Below are 18,388 nucleotides of genomic sequence, written 5' to 3'. Positions count from 1 at the left end.
AATAAATCAGAAGCAATTAAATTTCTGAAAATCTTTATAGTCAGGACTTACGCAAAACAGAACGGAAGTAGGGGTAATTCATGAATTACCCCTACGTAATAATAATGTTTTCAGCCACATCTTGCGTAAGTCCTAATAGTTTAAAAGCGTTAAAACCCACATTCCGCAGGTTATTTTAGCGTTGGGCTGACAGCAAACTTCTCATATTCCCCCTGTTCTAAGCTTGTTGGCGTGAAGCTTGGGCGCGTTTGTTAATCTCCGGCCAGTTGACTACATTCCACCAGTTATTTAAATAGTCAGCACGGCGATTTTGATATCTCAGGTAATAAGCGTGTTCCCAGACATCATTACCCATAATCGGGTACGATCCTTGCATGATAGGGCTATCTTGATTTGGTGTAGTGGTAATTTGTAATTGTCCTTGAGGGTTTCGTACTAACCACACCCAACCGCTACCAAAGCGATCGCTTCCCGCTTGATTAAACTGGTTTCTAAATTCCTCAAAACTACCAAAGGTTTGATTAATCTCTTGGGCAATTTCTCCTGTTGGCTGTCCACCACCTTGAGGACTCATAATTTGCCAAAAAATTGTATGGTTGAGATGACCACCCCCATTGTTACGTACCGTTTCCCGAATATTTTCAGGAACATTATTTAAATCATGCAGTAATGCTTCTACACTTTGATTTTGCAGATTCGGTTGAGTTTTTAAAGCATTATTGAGGTTATTTACATAAGCTGCATGATGTTTGTCATGGTGCAGTTTCATTGTTTCTGCATCAATGGCTTTTTCTAATGCGTTATCAGCATAAGGTAATGGTGGTAACTCGGCAGGATTTGCACTCAGTTGACGATCAAGATAACCTATGGGGCGTGCATCAGTTACTAGTGTTGTTGTTTGTATCGGTGCTGCCATAGGAGTTGCTAAGGATAAGGACTCTGCCACCTGTTGCGGTTGACAAGCAAATAGGGTAAATACTAGTAAAATTCCTGTACAAAATCCAATGACTCGTTGTAACAATAATATTTTCATGATGTATTTTTTTCCTACAGATAATTAACTAGAGTCAACTTACTAAAATTGCTATTTTTTATTCATGTAATTGATGCTACAAGTCTTAATAAAATTGAGTTGATAATTGAGAGAGTAATTGAACCTAGTAAAGCACTCCAGAAGCCATACCTTAAACTAAAACCTGGTACTATTGCAGCTGCCAAAGCAAATATAATGGCATTCAAAATAAAAAAGAATAAGCCAATGGTGAGAATAATTAATGGTAAGGTAAAGAAGGTAAGAATGGGCAACAAAATAGCATTTAAAATTCCAAAAACTATGGCAGAAATTGCCGCTTTACCAAAATTATCTATTTCAATACCCAAAAATGGCAATCTAGAAATAATCAAAAAACTCACAGCAGTAACTAGCCAGGTAAGAATAAGTCCTGTCATAAATAATCATTCCTCTGCTTTTTTCACTATGATTAGCTATCTAGTGAAAAATTACATCTATATTAAGTACAATATTGGCGCAGGGGAAGCTCTGGGAGAAGAGCTTTTCTCACATTTTGTTACTCTCCCACCAATCCCCAAATTTTAATTGATCTGTCAATACTGTAGCTGGTAATGAATTCATAATCATTGCTCATAGCAATATAACCAATGGGTGCGGTATGCCCCTGTAATGTACATAGTTGACTGTTTAAAGCTAAATCCCAAATGACTATTTCGTTATTATCTGTGCAGTAAATTAAAATTCGACCATTAAAACTCATGAGGCAGGGTGCGGTTCCTGAAAAAGTATAAATGATGCGATCGCTCAACAATTCCCAAACGCACACCCGATTTTCTCGTATCCCGCAAGCTAAGACTTGCCCATCAGAACCAATTGCAAGTGAATGCACTGTTAAAGCAGGAAGATTTTCTAACTGCTGAACAAGATTTCCTGTCTCAAGGTTCCAGATTTGTAACATACAGTATTTTTGCTGCTGGAAACGTGCGACTAGAAATTCACCATCTGGGGTAAATAAAAGCGGGGAAACAGAATTAAGTAAATTCTGAATTTCTGAGGTGTTCCATGATGGCCATTGAGTAATTAAAGCGAAATCTTGAAATTGATAATGAAAATGACGAGTGCGAGTTTCATAATTCCAAACTTCAACTTCTCCGTTTCTACCGACTGTAGAGCCAATTGCCAGGAAGGGATTTTGCGTTGGGCAAGCAGTGAAACAGTAGTGAGGATTAGGTATTATAGTACGAATAAAATAATCGGGACAATCATCATTAATTAACTTGTGTGTCTCTGTATCTAATACCCAAACTAAGTCTTGAAAACTGATGACTGATACCTTCCCATTTTGACCTAACCTAAATTCATGAGCAGTGCCTAACTCCAAATTTCTTCTTTGCTGCCCTGTTTTTAAATCCCATACATTAACAAAAGAATACTTATAATCTAAATCCCAATAGCAAATTAGAGTGTTGTTGTCATCTGCAATTGCCAAATAATCTGGATGACGTTGTTTTAAGTTAGAGTAATTTGAATTAAAATCAAAATTTGTTAATGTATGTAAGCATTGGATTTTTCTAAATGGGAGATAGTTCCATATACCTTGCCTAGCAATATCCTCATGGCAATCAGATAACAGCAAAAAAGCTGATTGCCGCACTTCTCTAGTGTGGTCATTTAATGCCTGAATTATTAACTCAATACCTGCCTTTCCATACTCAAAGGCATCTAAAAGAGCATCTACTTTTTCTTTTGTAGAATTGCTTTGTAATCGACAGCAAATTTTTTCTAATTCTCGCTGAGTCATATAGCCTTTCCCACTCTAGTTAGATACAAAATTACCCCTCCCCAACCCTCCCCTTGGTAAGCGGAGGGTGCGCGACAGCGCGGGTGGGGTGTATTTCATGAGCTTGGAAATTGCTATAATAGGAGAAGCAGACAAGCTCTGTCTTTCAAAATTCATTTTTAATCATAAAATGTCTATAGTGAATCCAGTATAATATAATGGATTTAACTATGAATTCTCGGTTCTGGGTGTAAAGTTGCTAATATTTCGCTTTCCGCAATTGCTAATTCATCCAGTCGTTGCATAACCTTTTCTCGGTCAAAATAAGTATCTGCTAAAACCCAATACGTCCCAAAATGTCGTGCTTCTGATGCCATTAACCCACGATAAAATTTAGCCAATTCTGGTTCTGGACAGTTTGCGGCTAAAAGTCCTAAACGTTCGTGACTACGTGCTTCAATTAAACCAGTGACTAATAAATTATCTAAAAACTGCTCTGGTTCTTTTTTTCTGACTTGTGCTTTTAAACTTGCACCGTAGGGAGGTGCTGATAGAGGTGCTAGAGGGATGTGGCGACGTTCTAACCATTGGTTAACTAGCTCAAAGTGTTCTAGCTCTTCTCGTGCGATCGCAGTTAGCTCCCTCACCATTTTAGTATTAGAGGGGTAACGAAACATAAAATTTAAGGCTACACCCGCTGCTTTGCGCTCACAGTGGGAGTGATCGAGTAAAATAATATCCAAATTAGCGATCGCTTGCTCTACCCAAGCATCACTGGTAGGTTGTTTGAGAGCATTGATAGTTGGTAACGGAGAACTAAGCACAGAACGAAAAACTCCATATTTAACACTTTCGCTGAGTATCCCAGCAAATTGATTTTAATCGTTCTGCTCCTCTCTTACCAATCAATTTGTTGACGATCTCGGAAAAATCCACCCGTAGCACTGCTATCTGGGAGAGTCGCTAACCAAACAATAGTATCAACTCCTTGTTCTAGGGTACGTGGTGCTTCTGAACCTCCCATATCTGTTTTTACCCAACCAGGACAAACGGAATTAATTAAAATATTTGTATTTGCCAATTCACTAGCAAAAATCCGTGTTACTGCATTTAAAGCAGTCTTAGAAATACGATATCCTGGAGAACCACCTCCCATATCAATTAATTGTCCCATTCCCGAAGAAACATTGACAATACGACCATAGTTCTGTTTTTTCATCAAGGGAATTAATGCTTGAGTTAATTTTAAAGCACCAAATAAATTTGTGTCTAATGTTTGCTGCAAAGTTTCTATTTTAACATTGACAATAGTATTCTCGTCACCTTTTCCATCAATATATATACCCGCATTATTGATTAAAATATCGACTTTGCCAAACTGCTGTTTGAGAAATTCAGCTAATTTATCAACACTTTCTCCACTAGTCACATCTAGAGAATGAAAGTTCACATTTAAGCCTTCATTTTGTAACTGAAGTGCTGCTTTTTCTCCTTTGATTGCATCTCGACTAGTGAGAATTACCTGATATCCTTGTTTTGCTAATTGTCGAGAAGCTTCAAATCCTAAACCACGGTTTCCACCTGTAACTACTGCAATTTTATTTCTGGTATTCATTTTATTTAATCCCGTTTTCAGTTATTACATTTTTATGACTTTTTTAAGTGCCACACTAAAAATCTATTGTAGGGTGCGTCAGATGTCAAAAATCTGTTTTTTTACTAGATTTATGCAGTCTGACGCACCTTATGAATGTGCCAGTTGAGTAAGTCCTGATTTTAATTATTTTAGTGTATAATCTGCTTGATATTCAACTAACTCAATTTCATTATCATCTGGGTCATTGACATATATTCTGTGTTTGGTTTCTGCGGCTGTCATTGTATAATATTCGATACCTTCTTTTTCTAGTAAGTTTTTCATTGCTTCACCATCTTTAATCACAAAACCAACGTGATTAATCCCAATATTTTCATATATTTGATGTACCCGCTTTTGGTCAGGAGTTTCATTCAGTGCTAGATAAAATTCATTGTTGCCTAAATGTAGCCAATGACGACCATCAAATACACCTTCAGCCCTAATATACCAATCAGGAAATAGAGTTTGGTAAAACTTGCTAGATACTTCGATATTTTGGCAAGAAATGTTGATATGTTCAAAGCGTATAAAATTCATATCAATGTACCTTTGTTAGTAAACAAATTTATCTATCTCAGAGATGAAATTTGCTCATAAGGGACTTCCAGAAAATAAATGATCTCATCTTGTGGGGTAGGCATACTTCAACAAGTTCAGTACAAGTCCTAACTGCCCTTGATAATTTGCGGGCAAGATGCCCGCACCACAAGAAATACTTAGGGCTTGCTGAATAAACCAAAAACCTAGATATATCAAGAGTTTGAAGGTTAAAAAAGTGAATCAGGTGCAAGGAATAAGCGTTGAAACTGTTCATTTACCTATCACTTGAGCAGATTCAAGACTATTCTTCTCTTCTTCTAATTCTTCCTCCTGACTCCTAGCCCATGACTTACGTCACGCTGCGCGAACACAGATAACTTTTTCAGCAAACCCTACTTATATATTTTTTTCTTTGGAAGTCCCTAAAACTATTTTTTGCTGCCTACCTGAATTAATCATACTCGAAATGACTACGAGTTGACTGGATTTTCCATAAAAAATCGCAGACTTTTAAACCTGCGAATGACAGTTATAAATATTACTTTTAGTCTACTTATGTCACCAATTATTCTAACTCCTGACTCCAGAAATCTTGCCTTTTGTTTAAGTGCGTCGATTTACTAGAGTTGCACTAGCTTGGTCAACTGGCATTAATATCACTTCGTTAATATTGACACGAGTAGGTCTAGTAGCACAGAAAAATATGACATCAGCTACATCATCAGGAGTCAGGGGAGTCAGACCTGCATAAACCTTTTTAGCCCGTTCTGTATCACCATGAAATCGGACTTGACTAAATTCTGTGTCTACCATGCCAGGGTCAACAGAAGTCACCCGCACTGGAGTTCCTAACAAGTCTTGTTTTAAACCTTCAGAAATGGCTTTAACAGCGGCTTTCGTAGCACAATAAACATTACCACCGGGGTAAGTTTGATGTCCTGCTATAGAACCTAAATTGATGACATGACCACGACCACGGGCAACCATTCCTGGTACAACAAAGCAGGTAAGATAAAGCAAACCCTTAATATTAGTATCAATCATTTCTTCCCAGTCTTGAACATCACCTTCATGCAGCTTATCTAAACCGCGACTTAAACCAGCATTGTTGATTAAGATGTCAATATTTGACCAATCTGGGGGTAAATTAGAGATAACTGACTCAACTGAAGAGCGATTGCACACATCAAGTTGCAATAAATGGATTTTGTCAGCAGCCAGATTTAAAGTCTGGGCTAACTCTTGCAACCGTTCCCATCGTCGCGCTGCTAAGATGAGTTTTGCACCTGTGGAAGCAAAAACTTGAGCGCAAGCTGCACCAATTCCGCTACTAGCACCTGTAATTAAGATAATTTGATTTGTGAGAGAAAGCATTTTTAGTGATGAATATTTGTAGAGGCGTGTTTTTGCACCCATTTGTTATTTTGACACCTTAACAGACATCTCCAAAAATTAAAAATGCATCGTGCCACCAGAGTATTTACAATAATTTACAATGAATGAGAAAGCTTAATTAACAGTCATCAAAATCAATGGGAATATTTGGATTTGGTAAAAAGTCAGGTATGCCTACACCTGAGCAAGCTTTGCCAGGAAGAACAGAAACTATGCCTGTACCCGCAAAGCACCACGTTAACAGTAATCCTCTCAAGCCTCCTTTTCCTGAAGGGTTAGAAACAGCAATGTTTGGTTTAGGCTGTTTTTGGGGTGCTGAAAGGAAGTTTTGGCAACTAGAAGGAGTTTACACCACTGCGGTAGGTTATGCGGCTGGTTACACACCCAATCCTACCTATCAAGAAGTGTGCAGCGGTATGACTGGTCATAATGAAGTTGTGTTGGTTGTTTTTGACCCTCAAGTGGTTAGTTATTCTCAACTGCTGAAGGTATTTTGGGAAAGCCATAACCCTACCCAAGGGATGCGTCAAGGTAATGATTCTGGCACTCAGTACCGTTCGGGAATTTATACATATTCTCAAGCTCAAAAACAACTAGCCGAAGCATCACGGCACGCTTATCAACTAGCATTAAATGGTGCAGGTTATGGGCAGATTACCACGGAAATTTTAAATGCACCTGAGTTTTATTATGCTGAAAACTATCATCAGCAATATTTAGCTAAAAACCCAGGTGGTTATTGTGGTTTAGGTGGTACTAATGTTGCTTGTCCTGTGGGTATTGCTGAAGCTCCAGTAAGCTAGATATAGCAACGGTTATGGGCTAGAAGGGGCGTATGGCCATACGCCCTGAAATTGGGAGTCACATCCCTAACATTGATTTGAGAAGTGCGATCGCACCACCCCAAAATAGAATACTCATAGGTACACCAATCATCATCCCAGCGATCGCCCAACCTCGTTGATGTTCTTTAAATTGTTTAATGCTACGCCAACGTCTACTCTTCCAAGCCCAAGCATTACCATTAGCTCCGAGTGCGATCGCCATTACCCACCCAAGGTAGGGTATAAAAGTAACTAATCCATACAACCAAACATAATTAGGCCAAATCCAAAACCAAGGCATCAGAAATGCGCCCCAATTCCAACCCAGAATTTCCTCTGGAACTGCCTCTGAGCTATTAAATACACCACATCCTGAATTATTGATAAATTCTTCTTTTTCTAAAACTTGATTGTTTTTTGCTACTTTAACAATTTGACCTGATTTGAGAGCATCCAGTGCTTGACGAGCGTCAGGAAAACGTTGTTCTGGTGATGGTTCTGTCAGCTTCTGTAACCAACTGGCAAAACTAGGACTAATATTAACTCGATCAGCAAATTGCAAACGTAAATCTTTTTGAGGTAAATCGGCGGGTGCAAGACCTGTTAACAAATGAATTAAAGTTGCTCCCAAAGCATACAAATCTGATGCAGGAATTGCTCGACCCCCGAATTGTTCTATAGGTGCATAACCATAAGTACCCACCACAGTAAAAGTTACACCTTCTTTCGCAGCTTTATCTTGAACTGCACCAAAATCAACTAAATAAATCTGATTATCTTCACCCCAAATTAAATTACTCGGTTTAATATCCCGATGTAAAACCCCTGGATTTAACTCATGTAAATAAATAAGAATTTTCAGAATTTGATTGGCAATTTTCAAGGTTTGTTTTTCACTAAACCTGTTACCATCTGCAAGTTTTTCTTTGAGTGATTTTCCAGGAATATATTCTTGGACTAAGCCAAACCAGAGATTGCGATCATCAATACAAAAATAATCAATATACTGAGGAATGCGGTCATGATTTAGCTGTTTGAGAATCTGTGCTTCCCGTTCAAATAATTTCAGGTCATCCCACTGAACACCACCGCCAAAAGCCAAGAGTTTGACTACCACTAACGAATCTTTTCCATCCGCAGCTTGTAAATCCTTAGCTAACCAAGTTTGACGAATTCCATTATTACCAAGTTGACGTTCAATTTGATAGCGGTCTTGTAGTATGTGGTCTACTTGCAGCATCTAGCACCTGCTGGCCATTTACATTCAGTTTATTTTCTTACTATTTCAGGATAATCAATTAAATCAGAAAATGGTAAAGGAAACCTGAGTTAGGAGTTAGGAGAAACTCCGAACTCCTGCCTCCTGCCTCCTGCCTCCGAACTCCTGAATTATCAAGTTCTCCCAGCCAAATTAGCAACTACAGCTGCTAACTCCGTAGGATTTACTGGTTTAGGAATATGTAACTGGAATCCAGCTAATAAAGCTTGAGTCCGGTCTTCTGCTCTAGCATAAGCTGTCAGCGCGACTGCGGGAATTTTTCCGCCTTCATCACTAGGAAGAGTTCTAATTTTACGAATTAGTGTATAGCCATCTTCATGGGGCATACCAATATCACTAACTAATATATCTGGGTGAAATTTTGGTAAGGCTGTGATTGCTTCAGGTGCAGAACTAACAGCCATGACTTGAGCGCCATATTGTCCTAAAATTGTGGTCAGCAAATGCCGAGCGTCTGCTTCATCATCAACAATCAGTACTCGCAAACCTTCCAGAATGGATAATTGGTGATTCACATAATTATTATTCTTTATCGGTGAAAACTGTTCTGGTGTATTGGATATGTCCACGGCTTTCATGGGTAGATTGACGATGAAAGCTGCCCCCTGTTCAATTCCTGGACTTGTTGCCGAAACTGTACCGCCGTGTAATTCTACCAAATGACGGACGATCGCTAATCCTAATCCTAAACCACCATGCGATCGCGTAGTTGAGCTATCAGCTTGGCAAAAACGCTCAAATACATGAGGCAAAAAGTCGGCAGAAATGCCACCACCAGTATCAGTAACTTGAATTTGCACACGGGAATTAATCCGCTCTATTTGTACCTTAACTCTCCCCCTATTGGGTGTGAACTTGACAGCATTGCAGAGCAAATTCCATACTATTTGTTGCAAGCGGTTGGCATCACCCATCACAACCCCCACTGCTGGATCAAATTCAGACTCAATCTCAATTTCTTTAGCATCTGCGGCCGGACGCACAGTATCAATAGCCGTTTCCACCACTGGGACAAGTTCCACCGGACGCAGGTTTAATTGTAGTTTGCCGCGAATAATTCTTGATACATCCAAAACATCTTCAATTAATTGTGCTAAAGCATGGCTATTGCGGTCAATTGTTTCCAATCCCCTCACAGTAGTGTTCTCATCAAACTTGCGGCTTCTGAGTAGCTGTATCCACCCCAAAATGGCATTGAGAGGAGTACGGAGTTCGTGGGAGAGTGTGGCTAAAAACTCATCTTTAATGCGGTTAGCGGTTTCAGCTTCAGCCCTAGCGGCTTTTTCTCGCTCTAGTAATTGTTCCCGTTCTTGTTCTGCTTGCTTGCGTTCGGTAATATCAATCATGAACCCATGCAATTGTTTTGGACTATCTTCACCCCGCACCACATTCACAATGTCATACAACCAGACAACTCTGCCATCTGCGGCTAACATTCTATATTCAAATTCATAATTGTCCAGTGATTGTGAGCATTGGTAGCAATAGTTAATTGCCCATTTTTGGTCTTCTCGGTGGATATGTTCTGCCCAAAAATTGTCGCTGTACCAATCATGCAAGGGATAACCAAGAATATCTTCAGTTTGTGGACCAACATAAGTAAAATTCCCCGTCGCAGCATCTGCTTCCCAAGGAATTATTCGGACTTTTTCTGTCAGTTTCCTAAATTTTTCTTCACTTTGTTTGAGGGCAGCTTGTGCTTGTTTTTGCTCTGTAATATCTCTAATTAGAGCCACAAATCCTTCAACTTTACCTTGCTGATTAAATTGAGGAATATAAGTAATACTGGCATCATGTTGTGTACGATCTTGATGAAATAGTTGGGTCTCATAACTTACTTTTTCTCCTGATAAAACTGTTTTTAAATAGGGATAAATTTCTTGATAAATTGATTCACCTAAAAATTCTCGCAGGTGCTGCCCATAAATTTCTGATGTGGGTACACCGAACCATTCTTCATATGCTTTATTATTAAAACGATAGCGCTGTTGAGCATCAACATAAGAAATATTCACTGGCAAAGTATTTGTAATCAAGCGTAATTCTTCTTCTTTTTGACGTAGGTTATCCTCAACCTGTTTGCGTTTACTTAAATCTACAACAAATCCAATTACTTGTTCTGAATTTTTTTCTAATAAAGCTAAACCCATGAGAATACTAATACGATTACCATCTTTACGGATATATTCTTTCTCAAAAGGCTGATAAAATCCTTTATTTTTTAGTTCTATTATTATATTTTTGCTTTGTTCTAGATATTCTGGAGGTGTTATTTCTCTCCAATTTATCTTTCCTGATAATAGATCTTCTTTGGTATAACCAATTATATTTAAAAAAGCATCATTTGCTTCCAAAATGCTGCCATTTATTTCAGATATAATCACCCCAATGATATTAGCATCTTTCAATCGGCTAAACTTTAATTCACTAGCTGCAAGTTGCTGAACACTCCTATTTAAATTCTGTTTAGCAGTACGTAATTCTGAATTTAACCAGCTAATAAATATTGTAGATACCAAAAATAAAACTAACTTAATAGCACTGTCTTGATTACCAACATAAAATGAAAATTTGGGATCTATAAAAAAGTAGGCGACAGCTATAATAGACAAAATAGTAGCTAATATACCTGGCTTGATACCACCATACCAAGTACTCATTGCTACGGCAACATAAAATAGCATAAAAATAGCAGATTGTAATACTGTATGTAACACTGCTGTTAGTAGCAAAGCAATACTAACAGATATAATAGCTACAATATACTCGAATATTAAAGAAACTCTTCCTTTCAATCTGGCATCTCCTTTGCGGTTAACGAGCTATTTGAAGTTATCCTTAAATCAGTTAAACACAAAGTTATAACTCCATACTTATTATGCAACAGAGGAATACACAGCGTACATTTGCTGGTTAGGAATCTATCTAAAGTAGTAAAATTAAATGCAAAAAACTTTACATAGTAATATAAGTTGCTGGTTGATAATATAGGAGTATAGCTGAAAACTTGTATGTAAAGTATCAAGTCGTATTCATACCTCCTTCCCTTGATAAATGGGAAAAATAAATCAAATTCATCCCTTTTAAGAGGATGTTTGAACAGTTATAAATCTCTATGTAAAAAAACCTACCCCCTACGGTGTACACACAAGTGATCTGATTACCCAAAACAAGTCCTGGCGATTATAAATCACGGCTACACAAACAAAGTCCACCTGCGTGGACTAAGAAACAATACTGGTTTTTAACCCACGGAGGTGGGTTTTGCCTGTGTAGTTGCGGTTTCTAACCGCCGATTTAATCTTAAATAGGACTTGTGTGTACACCGTAGCTTAGCAAGGGGAGGGTTAGGGTGGGGTAAAAAATATTTGATACATCAACCATAACTTTTCAAACACCCTCTAAAGGACAATTTAGGGGTATTTACAAATATTTGGGGATGCACACAAGAAAGATATCAGATATCCTGATAACACCATGCTAAGATTTCAGCAGAAAGGATGAATTTTTATCCTATCACCCTATTTATCCATTACGGTTATAACCACAAACTTAGGTTAGTTATAGGCATCATAATTTCAACTATAGTATTTCTTTATTGACTTGATAAGAAAAAGCTGATTAATTTTTAATTGTTTTTGTACCTAAGAGTAAATAAGTATTCATTTCCCCTTTACCTTTAACTTTAATTAAGCCACGTTTTTCCAGGTAATACTTTTCTTTTAACAAATCATAACTAGCTTCACAAACTTGGATACTACCTGCAATACCATGAGATTCCATTCTACTAGCAGTATTGACTGTATCTCCCCACAGGTCATAGGCAAATTTCTTTAACCCAATTACCCCTGCGACTACTGGGCCGGTACTAATACCAATGCGGATACGAAACGATTGGTTTTGTTCTTGGCTAAACTGAGCTAAAGCCAGTTGCATATCTAATGCCATATCAGCTATAGCTATGGCATGATCACTACGATGATTGGGTAAACCCGCAACAGCCATATAGGCATCACCAATGGTTTTGATTTTCTCTACTCCATGACGTTCTGCTAATTCGTCAAATATGCAGAATATTTCGTTTAAAAATTCGACTAGTTGGGGTGGTGAGGTCTGGCTAGAAAGTTCTGTAAATCCCACAATATCAGCGAATAAAACTGTAACTTCTAAAAAGCTATCAGCAATTGTAGTAGTATGTTCCTGTTTGAGTTGTTCAGCAATCACTGCTGGTAAAATATTTAAAATGAGTTTTTCTGATTTTTGCTGGGCTATTTCTAATTCTTGTCTAGCTCTAAACTCCTGTTTTTTTAATTTTTCATATAAATAAACAGAAAACACACAAATTATTCCTGTCCAAAATAAATAAATTCCATTTTCCACATAGAAATATAATGGGTTCCTAAATTGTGGACGATAGATCAGATATAATCCTAAATAAAAGACAATTGTACCGATTTGCGATATCAGATGACTTCGCCATAATACAGGAATAAGTGTTGCTTGAGTGATAAACATCAAACTCCAAATATTAGTAAAAGGCTCTACAAAATTAAAAAGAACTGCCGTATAAATTTGGACAACGCAAGTTACAGACCAAGATAGACTTAAAAAAAATATATGTGGGTAACGACGACCAAGAGGAGTTTTGCATAACAACCAACAAACTAAAATGAAAAATTCAATTAAGAAACCAATTTTAAAGGCGTAGATTTTTTCCTGTGGTTGCTGATTTACCCAAATAAAAAAAGCAGTCAGTGTTAACCCTGCAATCAGCATTATTTTAGTTTGCAGTTGTAGGCGTTTAAGCAGAAACTGCCGTCGCTGTTCTCTGTAGGATGTGACAAAGCTTTCATCTATCTGCCAGTCGGATATTTCTGGGGTAAATAACGCATCTATTTGAGTTATGCCAAAATCTCTTTTGGGAATCATGCACTTTTTAAGTTATTAGTAGTTAAATGTGAACAAGCTGGGAGAAAACCTAAATGGGTCGCAACCCCACCTTAACTTTTGATCGTGGCACGTTAATTTTACACCCTCCACCACGCAGCAAAGCTTGGATAGATTATGCGACATGGGATGATAGAATCGAAAAATTTCGGATTCCGGCAATTAGATATCGGTCTTTAGTTGAGGCAATGCAAGAGTCCGAGACGGACTTTATTGATGAGGCTAAGGGATTTTATCCTTTAGATTTGGTTGCCAGTTTAGAAATGACTCCCTATCCCCACCAAACTGAGGCTTTAGCAGCCTGGAAATTGGCAGGAAGGCAGGGGGTTGTGGTGCTACCCACGGCTGCGGGTAAGACTTATTTGGCACAAATGGCGATGCAAGCGACACCACGGACAACGTTGATTGTTGTCCCAACTTTGGATTTGATGCATCAATGGTATGCACACCTAACAGCGGCGTTTCCTGATGCGGAGTTGGGGTTGCTGGGTGGTGGTTCACGGGATAGGACACCGATTTTGGTGGCTACTTATGATAGTGCGGCTATTCATGCGGAAAGTTTGGGTAATAAATATGCTTTAATTATCTTTGATGAATGCCATCATTTACCGACAGATTTTAATCGGGTAATTGCTGAATATGCGATCGCACCTTATCGACTAGGATTATCTGCTACACCAGAACGCACAGATGGCAAACACGCTGATTTAAACATTCTCATTGGCAGAGAAGTTTATCGCAAACGGGCTGAAGACTTAGCAGGTAAGGCTTTAGCAGAACATCAAATTGTGCAAATTAAGGTGAAGTTATCTCAACTTGAGCGAGAAAGGTATAACAATTTAATTCAAACTCGCAATGATTTTTTGAAACAATCACGGATTTCTCTAGGCAGTCTGCAAGGTTGGCAGATGTTTGTGCAAATGAGTGCGCGATCGCAAATCGGACGCAGGGCAATGTTAGCACATCGGCAAGCAAAAGAAATCGCTCTGGGGACTGATGGTAAAATCAGAATCCTTGTAGATTTGTTAGCAGAACATTACCCAGCACGAATTTTGATTTTCACAGCCGATAATGCCACGGTTTACCGCATTTCTCAAGATTTGTTAATTCCAGCTATTACTCATCAAACTCCTGTAAAGGAAAGGCATCAAATTTTAACTAAGTTTAAGGAAGGTGAATATAATACTTTGGTCGCTTCTCATGTCTTAAATGAGGGGGTTGATGTTCCTGCGGCTTCCATAGCAATTATTTTGTCGGGTACTGGTTCAGCAAGGGAATATATTCAGCGTTTGGGGAGGGTTTTACGTAAGGGTAATATTGAAAATAAACAGGCGATTTTATATGAAGTCGTGGCTGAGGATACTAGTGAGGAAGGAACTTCGGCTAGAAGAAGAGGGGAGAATAAAAGCAGGGGAGCAGAGGAGCAGGGGAGCAGGGAAGAAAATCATCATCAAGGGAATTTAAAGGTTGTTTATGGGGGTGGGAAGGAAAGAGATTTGAAGGCTGCTGAACAGTTAGAAATTAATTATTCAACCCAGAAGAAAGATGTTACCAACGGAGTTACTGATTCATCGTCAAAACGGGGAGGAAATTATCCCGAAGAGACTGAAACTTGATGATAAACATTTGCAGTTAACTACTGATTTAATTAATTTTTTTCAGGAAGCTGTGGGGAAAACTCAAGGTGTTCTTGAAGGTCAATTATCAGATTTTGAAGGTGATACTACAGATTATAGAATGAAGCGGGGTTTGGCTTATATTCTCAAGAGTAGTTTTTGTACTTTTGAAGTTGTTAGTCCTCTAGAACCACCAATGTTAAGAGAACGGGTATTTGCTTTAGCTGCAAAATCTGTTCCTAGTCGGGAAGCAACAGAAGTAACCTTAACCCAGGTTGCTGATGAGTTAAGTCAGGAATTACAGCAGGAAGTTCTCCCAATTCAAGTCCGTCATGGACTGTATGCTGATTTATCTGAAAATAAAATTTTAACTGCTTTTGATGCCCCAAAACCAGAAAATGTATTACATAGATATAATTTGTCTCAAGTGCAAGGTGTCTTTTATAAAGCCAGTCAATTGATATTAAATGCTCACCGCAATGTTCCAGGAGAATATAAGCTGTTATTTCGTTATTTGAAGTTGTTTCAATTAATGGCTTATATTGAAGGTGATGCTGACCACGGTTTTACAATTAGCATTGATGGCCCGACCAGTTTATTTACTCCAAGTACTCGTTATGGTTTATCAATAGCCAAAATGATTCCCGCTTTACTTCATGTCACCAAATGGAGTTTAGCAGCAACTTTACAAACACGAGATTTTTATACAAATGAATGGAAAACAGGCAGATTTACCCTTAATTCAGAATGTGGTTTAGTCTCTCACTATCCACCAGGTAAACCTTATGATAGTATGTTAGAACAATCATTTGCTGATAAATGGAATGCCCTAAAAAGTGGCTGGGTACTAGAAAGAGAAGTTGATTTAATACCCATTCCTGGCAGTGTGATGATTCCCGATTTTCGCTTAGTACATCCTGATGGACGCAGTTTTTTATTAGAAATTGTTGGTTATTGGCGACCAGAATATTTACAAAAAAAGTTTTCTCAAGTCAGACGTGCAAATTGCGATAACTTAATTTTAGCAATTTCCGAAAGATTGAATTTAGAAAAAGCCGGTGTAAAATTAAATGATGTCCCTGCAAGAATAGTTTGGTTTAAAGAAAAGTTATTACCAAAAGCAGTTTTAGCTGTAATGGAATAATTTTGATAATTCTGGTAATTGCTATACTCAAAACGGCTAAAACCTGGACTTTTTGATAATACAAAGAACAGTTCAAAGCCTCTCCCCGTTGCGGGGAGAGGTTTGGAGAGGGGTTCCATATTTGGTTAAACTATTAGCTTGTTTAGAGCAGGGTATCCCCGACTGATAGCGCAGCGTTAGCGAGGAACGAGCGTCTTGATTCTGACTCCTGGCTACTGACTCCTGAATCCTTCTTCAATGGTTTTTATTAATTTTGCTGCCAGATGCGTCTATTGAGGTTTAAGTCTTCAACAATTCTCAACATTAATTGGATATTTTCAAAATATTCACGCATGGGTGCAAAGTTTAACATTGTTGTGAATAGCCGAGGCTCAAAGATATCTCCTGCATACTCGATGCCAATATATATCATGTTGTCTATAAAAGAAACATAAATATTTCTATGGGCTTTTTGTCGAAATTTAACTAACTTTTCCATTAAGGTGGTAGACAAGACGTATCTAGCTTCAACTTGGTCATTAGCATAGACAGTAAAATACTGATTAAAGTTAGGATCTTCTAGCTTCACTAATTGTCTAGTAGTTTTGGGTAAAGCGTTGATATTGATGTTGACAAGATTGGGTACAACTATTGTTTTAGATTTTAGAGTTTTAGGAAAATCAGCTTGAAAAAATAAACCTTTAAAAATTAATTTTCTAGTTACTTCGTTATTTAATACTTCTTCTTTAAAACTTTGATAATCTATTTTTTTTCCTCCGATCATTTTGCTGAATACATAAGGAGTGCCTTTCAAAGTTTGAAATATTAAAATAATTATATAGAAAGGCAACATAAGACCAAATATCATTCTCCTGATAAATTTAGGGATGTTAGATAATGCAAGTACTTTTATGTGATATGCAAAATCAAAATATCTTGCCCAAGTGTGTTGGATTTCAAATTGGGCAGAAATTTCCGAAAAATAAATTGGTATTTCTCCAACTTTCCCAAAAATACAATCATTTTGAGTAATTTTATTAGCTTTTAATAGAGTTTGAAACATTTGGCTATGGGCAAAACCAGACATTACATATCTATCATCCTCTGCTGAAGGTTGCTCATAATAACTAAGGGACTGATTATAATTAATAAAATCAAAAATCTTTTGAATAATCTTAGATTTAAAACCACTAGCATATGTTTCTGTGCATGATGTATAAAAGGCAATCCAACCCCATAAACATCCCAAAAATATGACAAGAAACAAAAATATTAATTCTAGAGGAATTATTTTATATATAATTATCAGTTGCATGATAATATCTAGCAGCAAAAACTTAATATCAGCCAAAAATATTACTGCTACAATGACACCAACAACCACTATAGATATTAATACTTGTTTTCTGACTGATTCTAAATCTTGTAAGTCGGTTAATAAGCTCTGTTGACAAAAACTTTTGAATTCTTCTAAGGTTTTCATTTTCATCTCAACAACAGACCCTTGGCTAGATGTTGAGCTAGGTTGAGATTGTACTGAGTTAGTTGCTTCTTGTGGTGTGGATGATTGAGGAATTTCGCTTTCTGATACTAAAGTAGTCAGAAATTTTGTTGCCCAAAGATTGGTTGATGCTTGCTGACTTGTGGTAAGCTGTTTGCACAGTGCGATCGCTTCCTCTAGTTGTTCATTCCCTTTGTAAGCTTTTACTAACCACATCTGTGCCTGATTATAGTATTTTACTTGATCATCAGCACATTGACAAAATTCTTCTAAAGCTTGAACTGCTTCAGCATAATGCTGAAATTTTAATGCTTTATTCCCATTGTTTAATAATTCCTCTGCTTTCTCTGGTGTTAAAGTTGGTTTTGCAGTTGTTGCTAAGGGTGTTGATTCAACAGTGAGAGAATTAGTTTCTGTTGAGGTTTTGCTAGAAGATTCAACAGGTAAAGATTCTAAAAACTTCTTTGCCCAAGCTATTATTTGGGGATTTTGAATTGTCAGGAGTCTTTGAGCTATAGTACGGGCTGCTTCTGAATTTTTTGTATGATGAAAAGCTTGGACTAAACCTACCTGTGCTTGTAGATATTCCTTAGCATTTGTCTTTCCATTGACTTCGTAGATTTGGCAGAAATGTTGTAGTGAATTTATTGCTTCTGGGTAAAGTCCTTGCTTTAAAGAATTTAAACCAGTTTGTAGGATTTCTAACTCATTCGTAGACATAGAATTTAGTGC

At 37.6% G+C, this 18,388-nt stretch carries 14 protein-coding genes; 3 read left to right on the top strand and 11 right to left on the bottom strand.

The window, feature by feature from the left end; genetic code table 11:
• Nucleotides 1-217 precede the first annotated feature (217 nt).
• From AC012T_RS19985 to AC012T_RS19955, 7 genes are all read right to left on the bottom strand, one after another.
• Entirely contained in the window at nucleotides 218-1,033 is an 816-nt protein-coding gene (locus tag AC012T_RS19985) for a superoxide dismutase (RefSeq protein ID WP_487060471.1), read from the bottom strand.
• A gap of 62 nt (nucleotides 1,034-1,095) precedes the next feature.
• Nucleotides 1,096-1,449, bottom strand: a complete 354-nt coding sequence (locus AC012T_RS19980) for a phage holin family protein (RefSeq protein ID WP_015215173.1) — start codon at nucleotides 1,447-1,449, stop codon at nucleotides 1,096-1,098.
• A gap of 119 nt (nucleotides 1,450-1,568) precedes the next feature.
• Entirely contained in the window at nucleotides 1,569-2,813 is a 1,245-nt protein-coding gene (locus tag AC012T_RS19975; RefSeq protein ID WP_487060470.1) for a WD40 repeat domain-containing protein, read from the bottom strand.
• Between the two features lie 203 nt (nucleotides 2,814-3,016).
• A complete protein-coding gene (locus tag AC012T_RS19970; protein ID WP_487060469.1) occupies nucleotides 3,017-3,616 on the bottom strand; it encodes a MiaE family protein in 600 nt (199 codons plus the stop codon).
• A 74-nt stretch (nucleotides 3,617-3,690) separates the two neighbouring features.
• On the bottom strand, nucleotides 3,691-4,407 hold the full coding sequence (locus tag AC012T_RS19965; protein WP_487060468.1) for an SDR family oxidoreductase: 717 nt from the start codon (nucleotides 4,405-4,407) through the stop codon (nucleotides 3,691-3,693).
• A gap of 165 nt (nucleotides 4,408-4,572) precedes the next feature.
• Nucleotides 4,573-4,968 carry a VOC family protein gene (locus tag AC012T_RS19960; RefSeq protein WP_487060467.1) on the bottom strand — a complete coding sequence of 132 codons (396 nt, stop codon included), beginning with the start codon at nucleotides 4,966-4,968 and terminating at the stop codon, nucleotides 4,573-4,575.
• Between the two features lie 606 nt (nucleotides 4,969-5,574).
• A complete protein-coding gene (locus AC012T_RS19955) occupies nucleotides 5,575-6,345 on the bottom strand; it encodes an SDR family oxidoreductase (RefSeq protein WP_487066670.1) in 771 nt (256 codons plus the stop codon).
• 158 nt (nucleotides 6,346-6,503) lie between these two features.
• Here AC012T_RS19955 and msrA point away from each other — a divergent pair, with 158 nt between their 5' ends.
• Nucleotides 6,504-7,169 carry a peptide-methionine (S)-S-oxide reductase MsrA gene (gene msrA, locus AC012T_RS19950; RefSeq protein WP_487060466.1) on the top strand — a complete coding sequence of 222 codons (666 nt, stop codon included), beginning with the start codon at nucleotides 6,504-6,506 and terminating at the stop codon, nucleotides 7,167-7,169.
• A 58-nt stretch (nucleotides 7,170-7,227) separates the two neighbouring features.
• On the opposite strand, the gene AC012T_RS19945 is transcribed toward msrA, so the two are convergent.
• The 3 genes from AC012T_RS19945 to AC012T_RS19935 all read right to left on the bottom strand — a co-directional run bounded on the left by AC012T_RS19945 (nucleotide 7,228) and on the right by AC012T_RS19935 (nucleotide 13,398).
• Complete coding sequence (locus tag AC012T_RS19945; protein WP_487060465.1) at nucleotides 7,228-8,430, bottom strand: serine/threonine protein kinase; 1,203 nt, start codon at nucleotides 8,428-8,430, stop codon at nucleotides 7,228-7,230.
• A 152-nt stretch (nucleotides 8,431-8,582) separates the two neighbouring features.
• Entirely contained in the window at nucleotides 8,583-11,264 is a 2,682-nt protein-coding gene (locus AC012T_RS19940; protein WP_487060464.1) for a hybrid sensor histidine kinase/response regulator, read from the bottom strand.
• Between the two features lie 826 nt (nucleotides 11,265-12,090).
• Nucleotides 12,091-13,398: an adenylate/guanylate cyclase domain-containing protein gene (locus AC012T_RS19935; RefSeq protein WP_487060463.1), complete on the bottom strand. Its 1,308-nt coding sequence runs from the start codon at nucleotides 13,396-13,398 to the stop codon at nucleotides 12,091-12,093.
• Nucleotides 13,399-13,451: 53 nt separating this feature from the next.
• Here AC012T_RS19935 and AC012T_RS19930 point away from each other — a divergent pair, with 53 nt between their 5' ends.
• A complete protein-coding gene (locus AC012T_RS19930; protein WP_487060462.1) occupies nucleotides 13,452-15,032 on the top strand; it encodes a DEAD/DEAH box helicase in 1,581 nt (526 codons plus the stop codon).
• The gene (locus tag AC012T_RS19925; protein WP_487060461.1) at nucleotides 14,962-16,176 is read left to right on the top strand and encodes a DUF790 family protein; all 1,215 of its coding nucleotides are present in this window, start codon (nucleotides 14,962-14,964) and stop codon (nucleotides 16,174-16,176) included. Before AC012T_RS19930 ends, AC012T_RS19925 begins: the two co-directional genes overlap by 71 nt.
• Before the next feature lie 247 nt (nucleotides 16,177-16,423).
• Here AC012T_RS19925 and AC012T_RS19920 read toward each other — a convergent pair whose 3' ends face one another.
• Entirely contained in the window at nucleotides 16,424-18,376 is a 1,953-nt protein-coding gene (locus AC012T_RS19920) for a DUF3137 domain-containing protein (RefSeq protein ID WP_487060460.1), read from the bottom strand.
• Nucleotides 18,377-18,388: the final 12 nt, after the last annotated feature.

Source organism: Anabaena sp. EIM26 (assembly GCF_057568715.1).
This window is presented reverse-complemented; position numbering and strand designations above follow the sequence as displayed.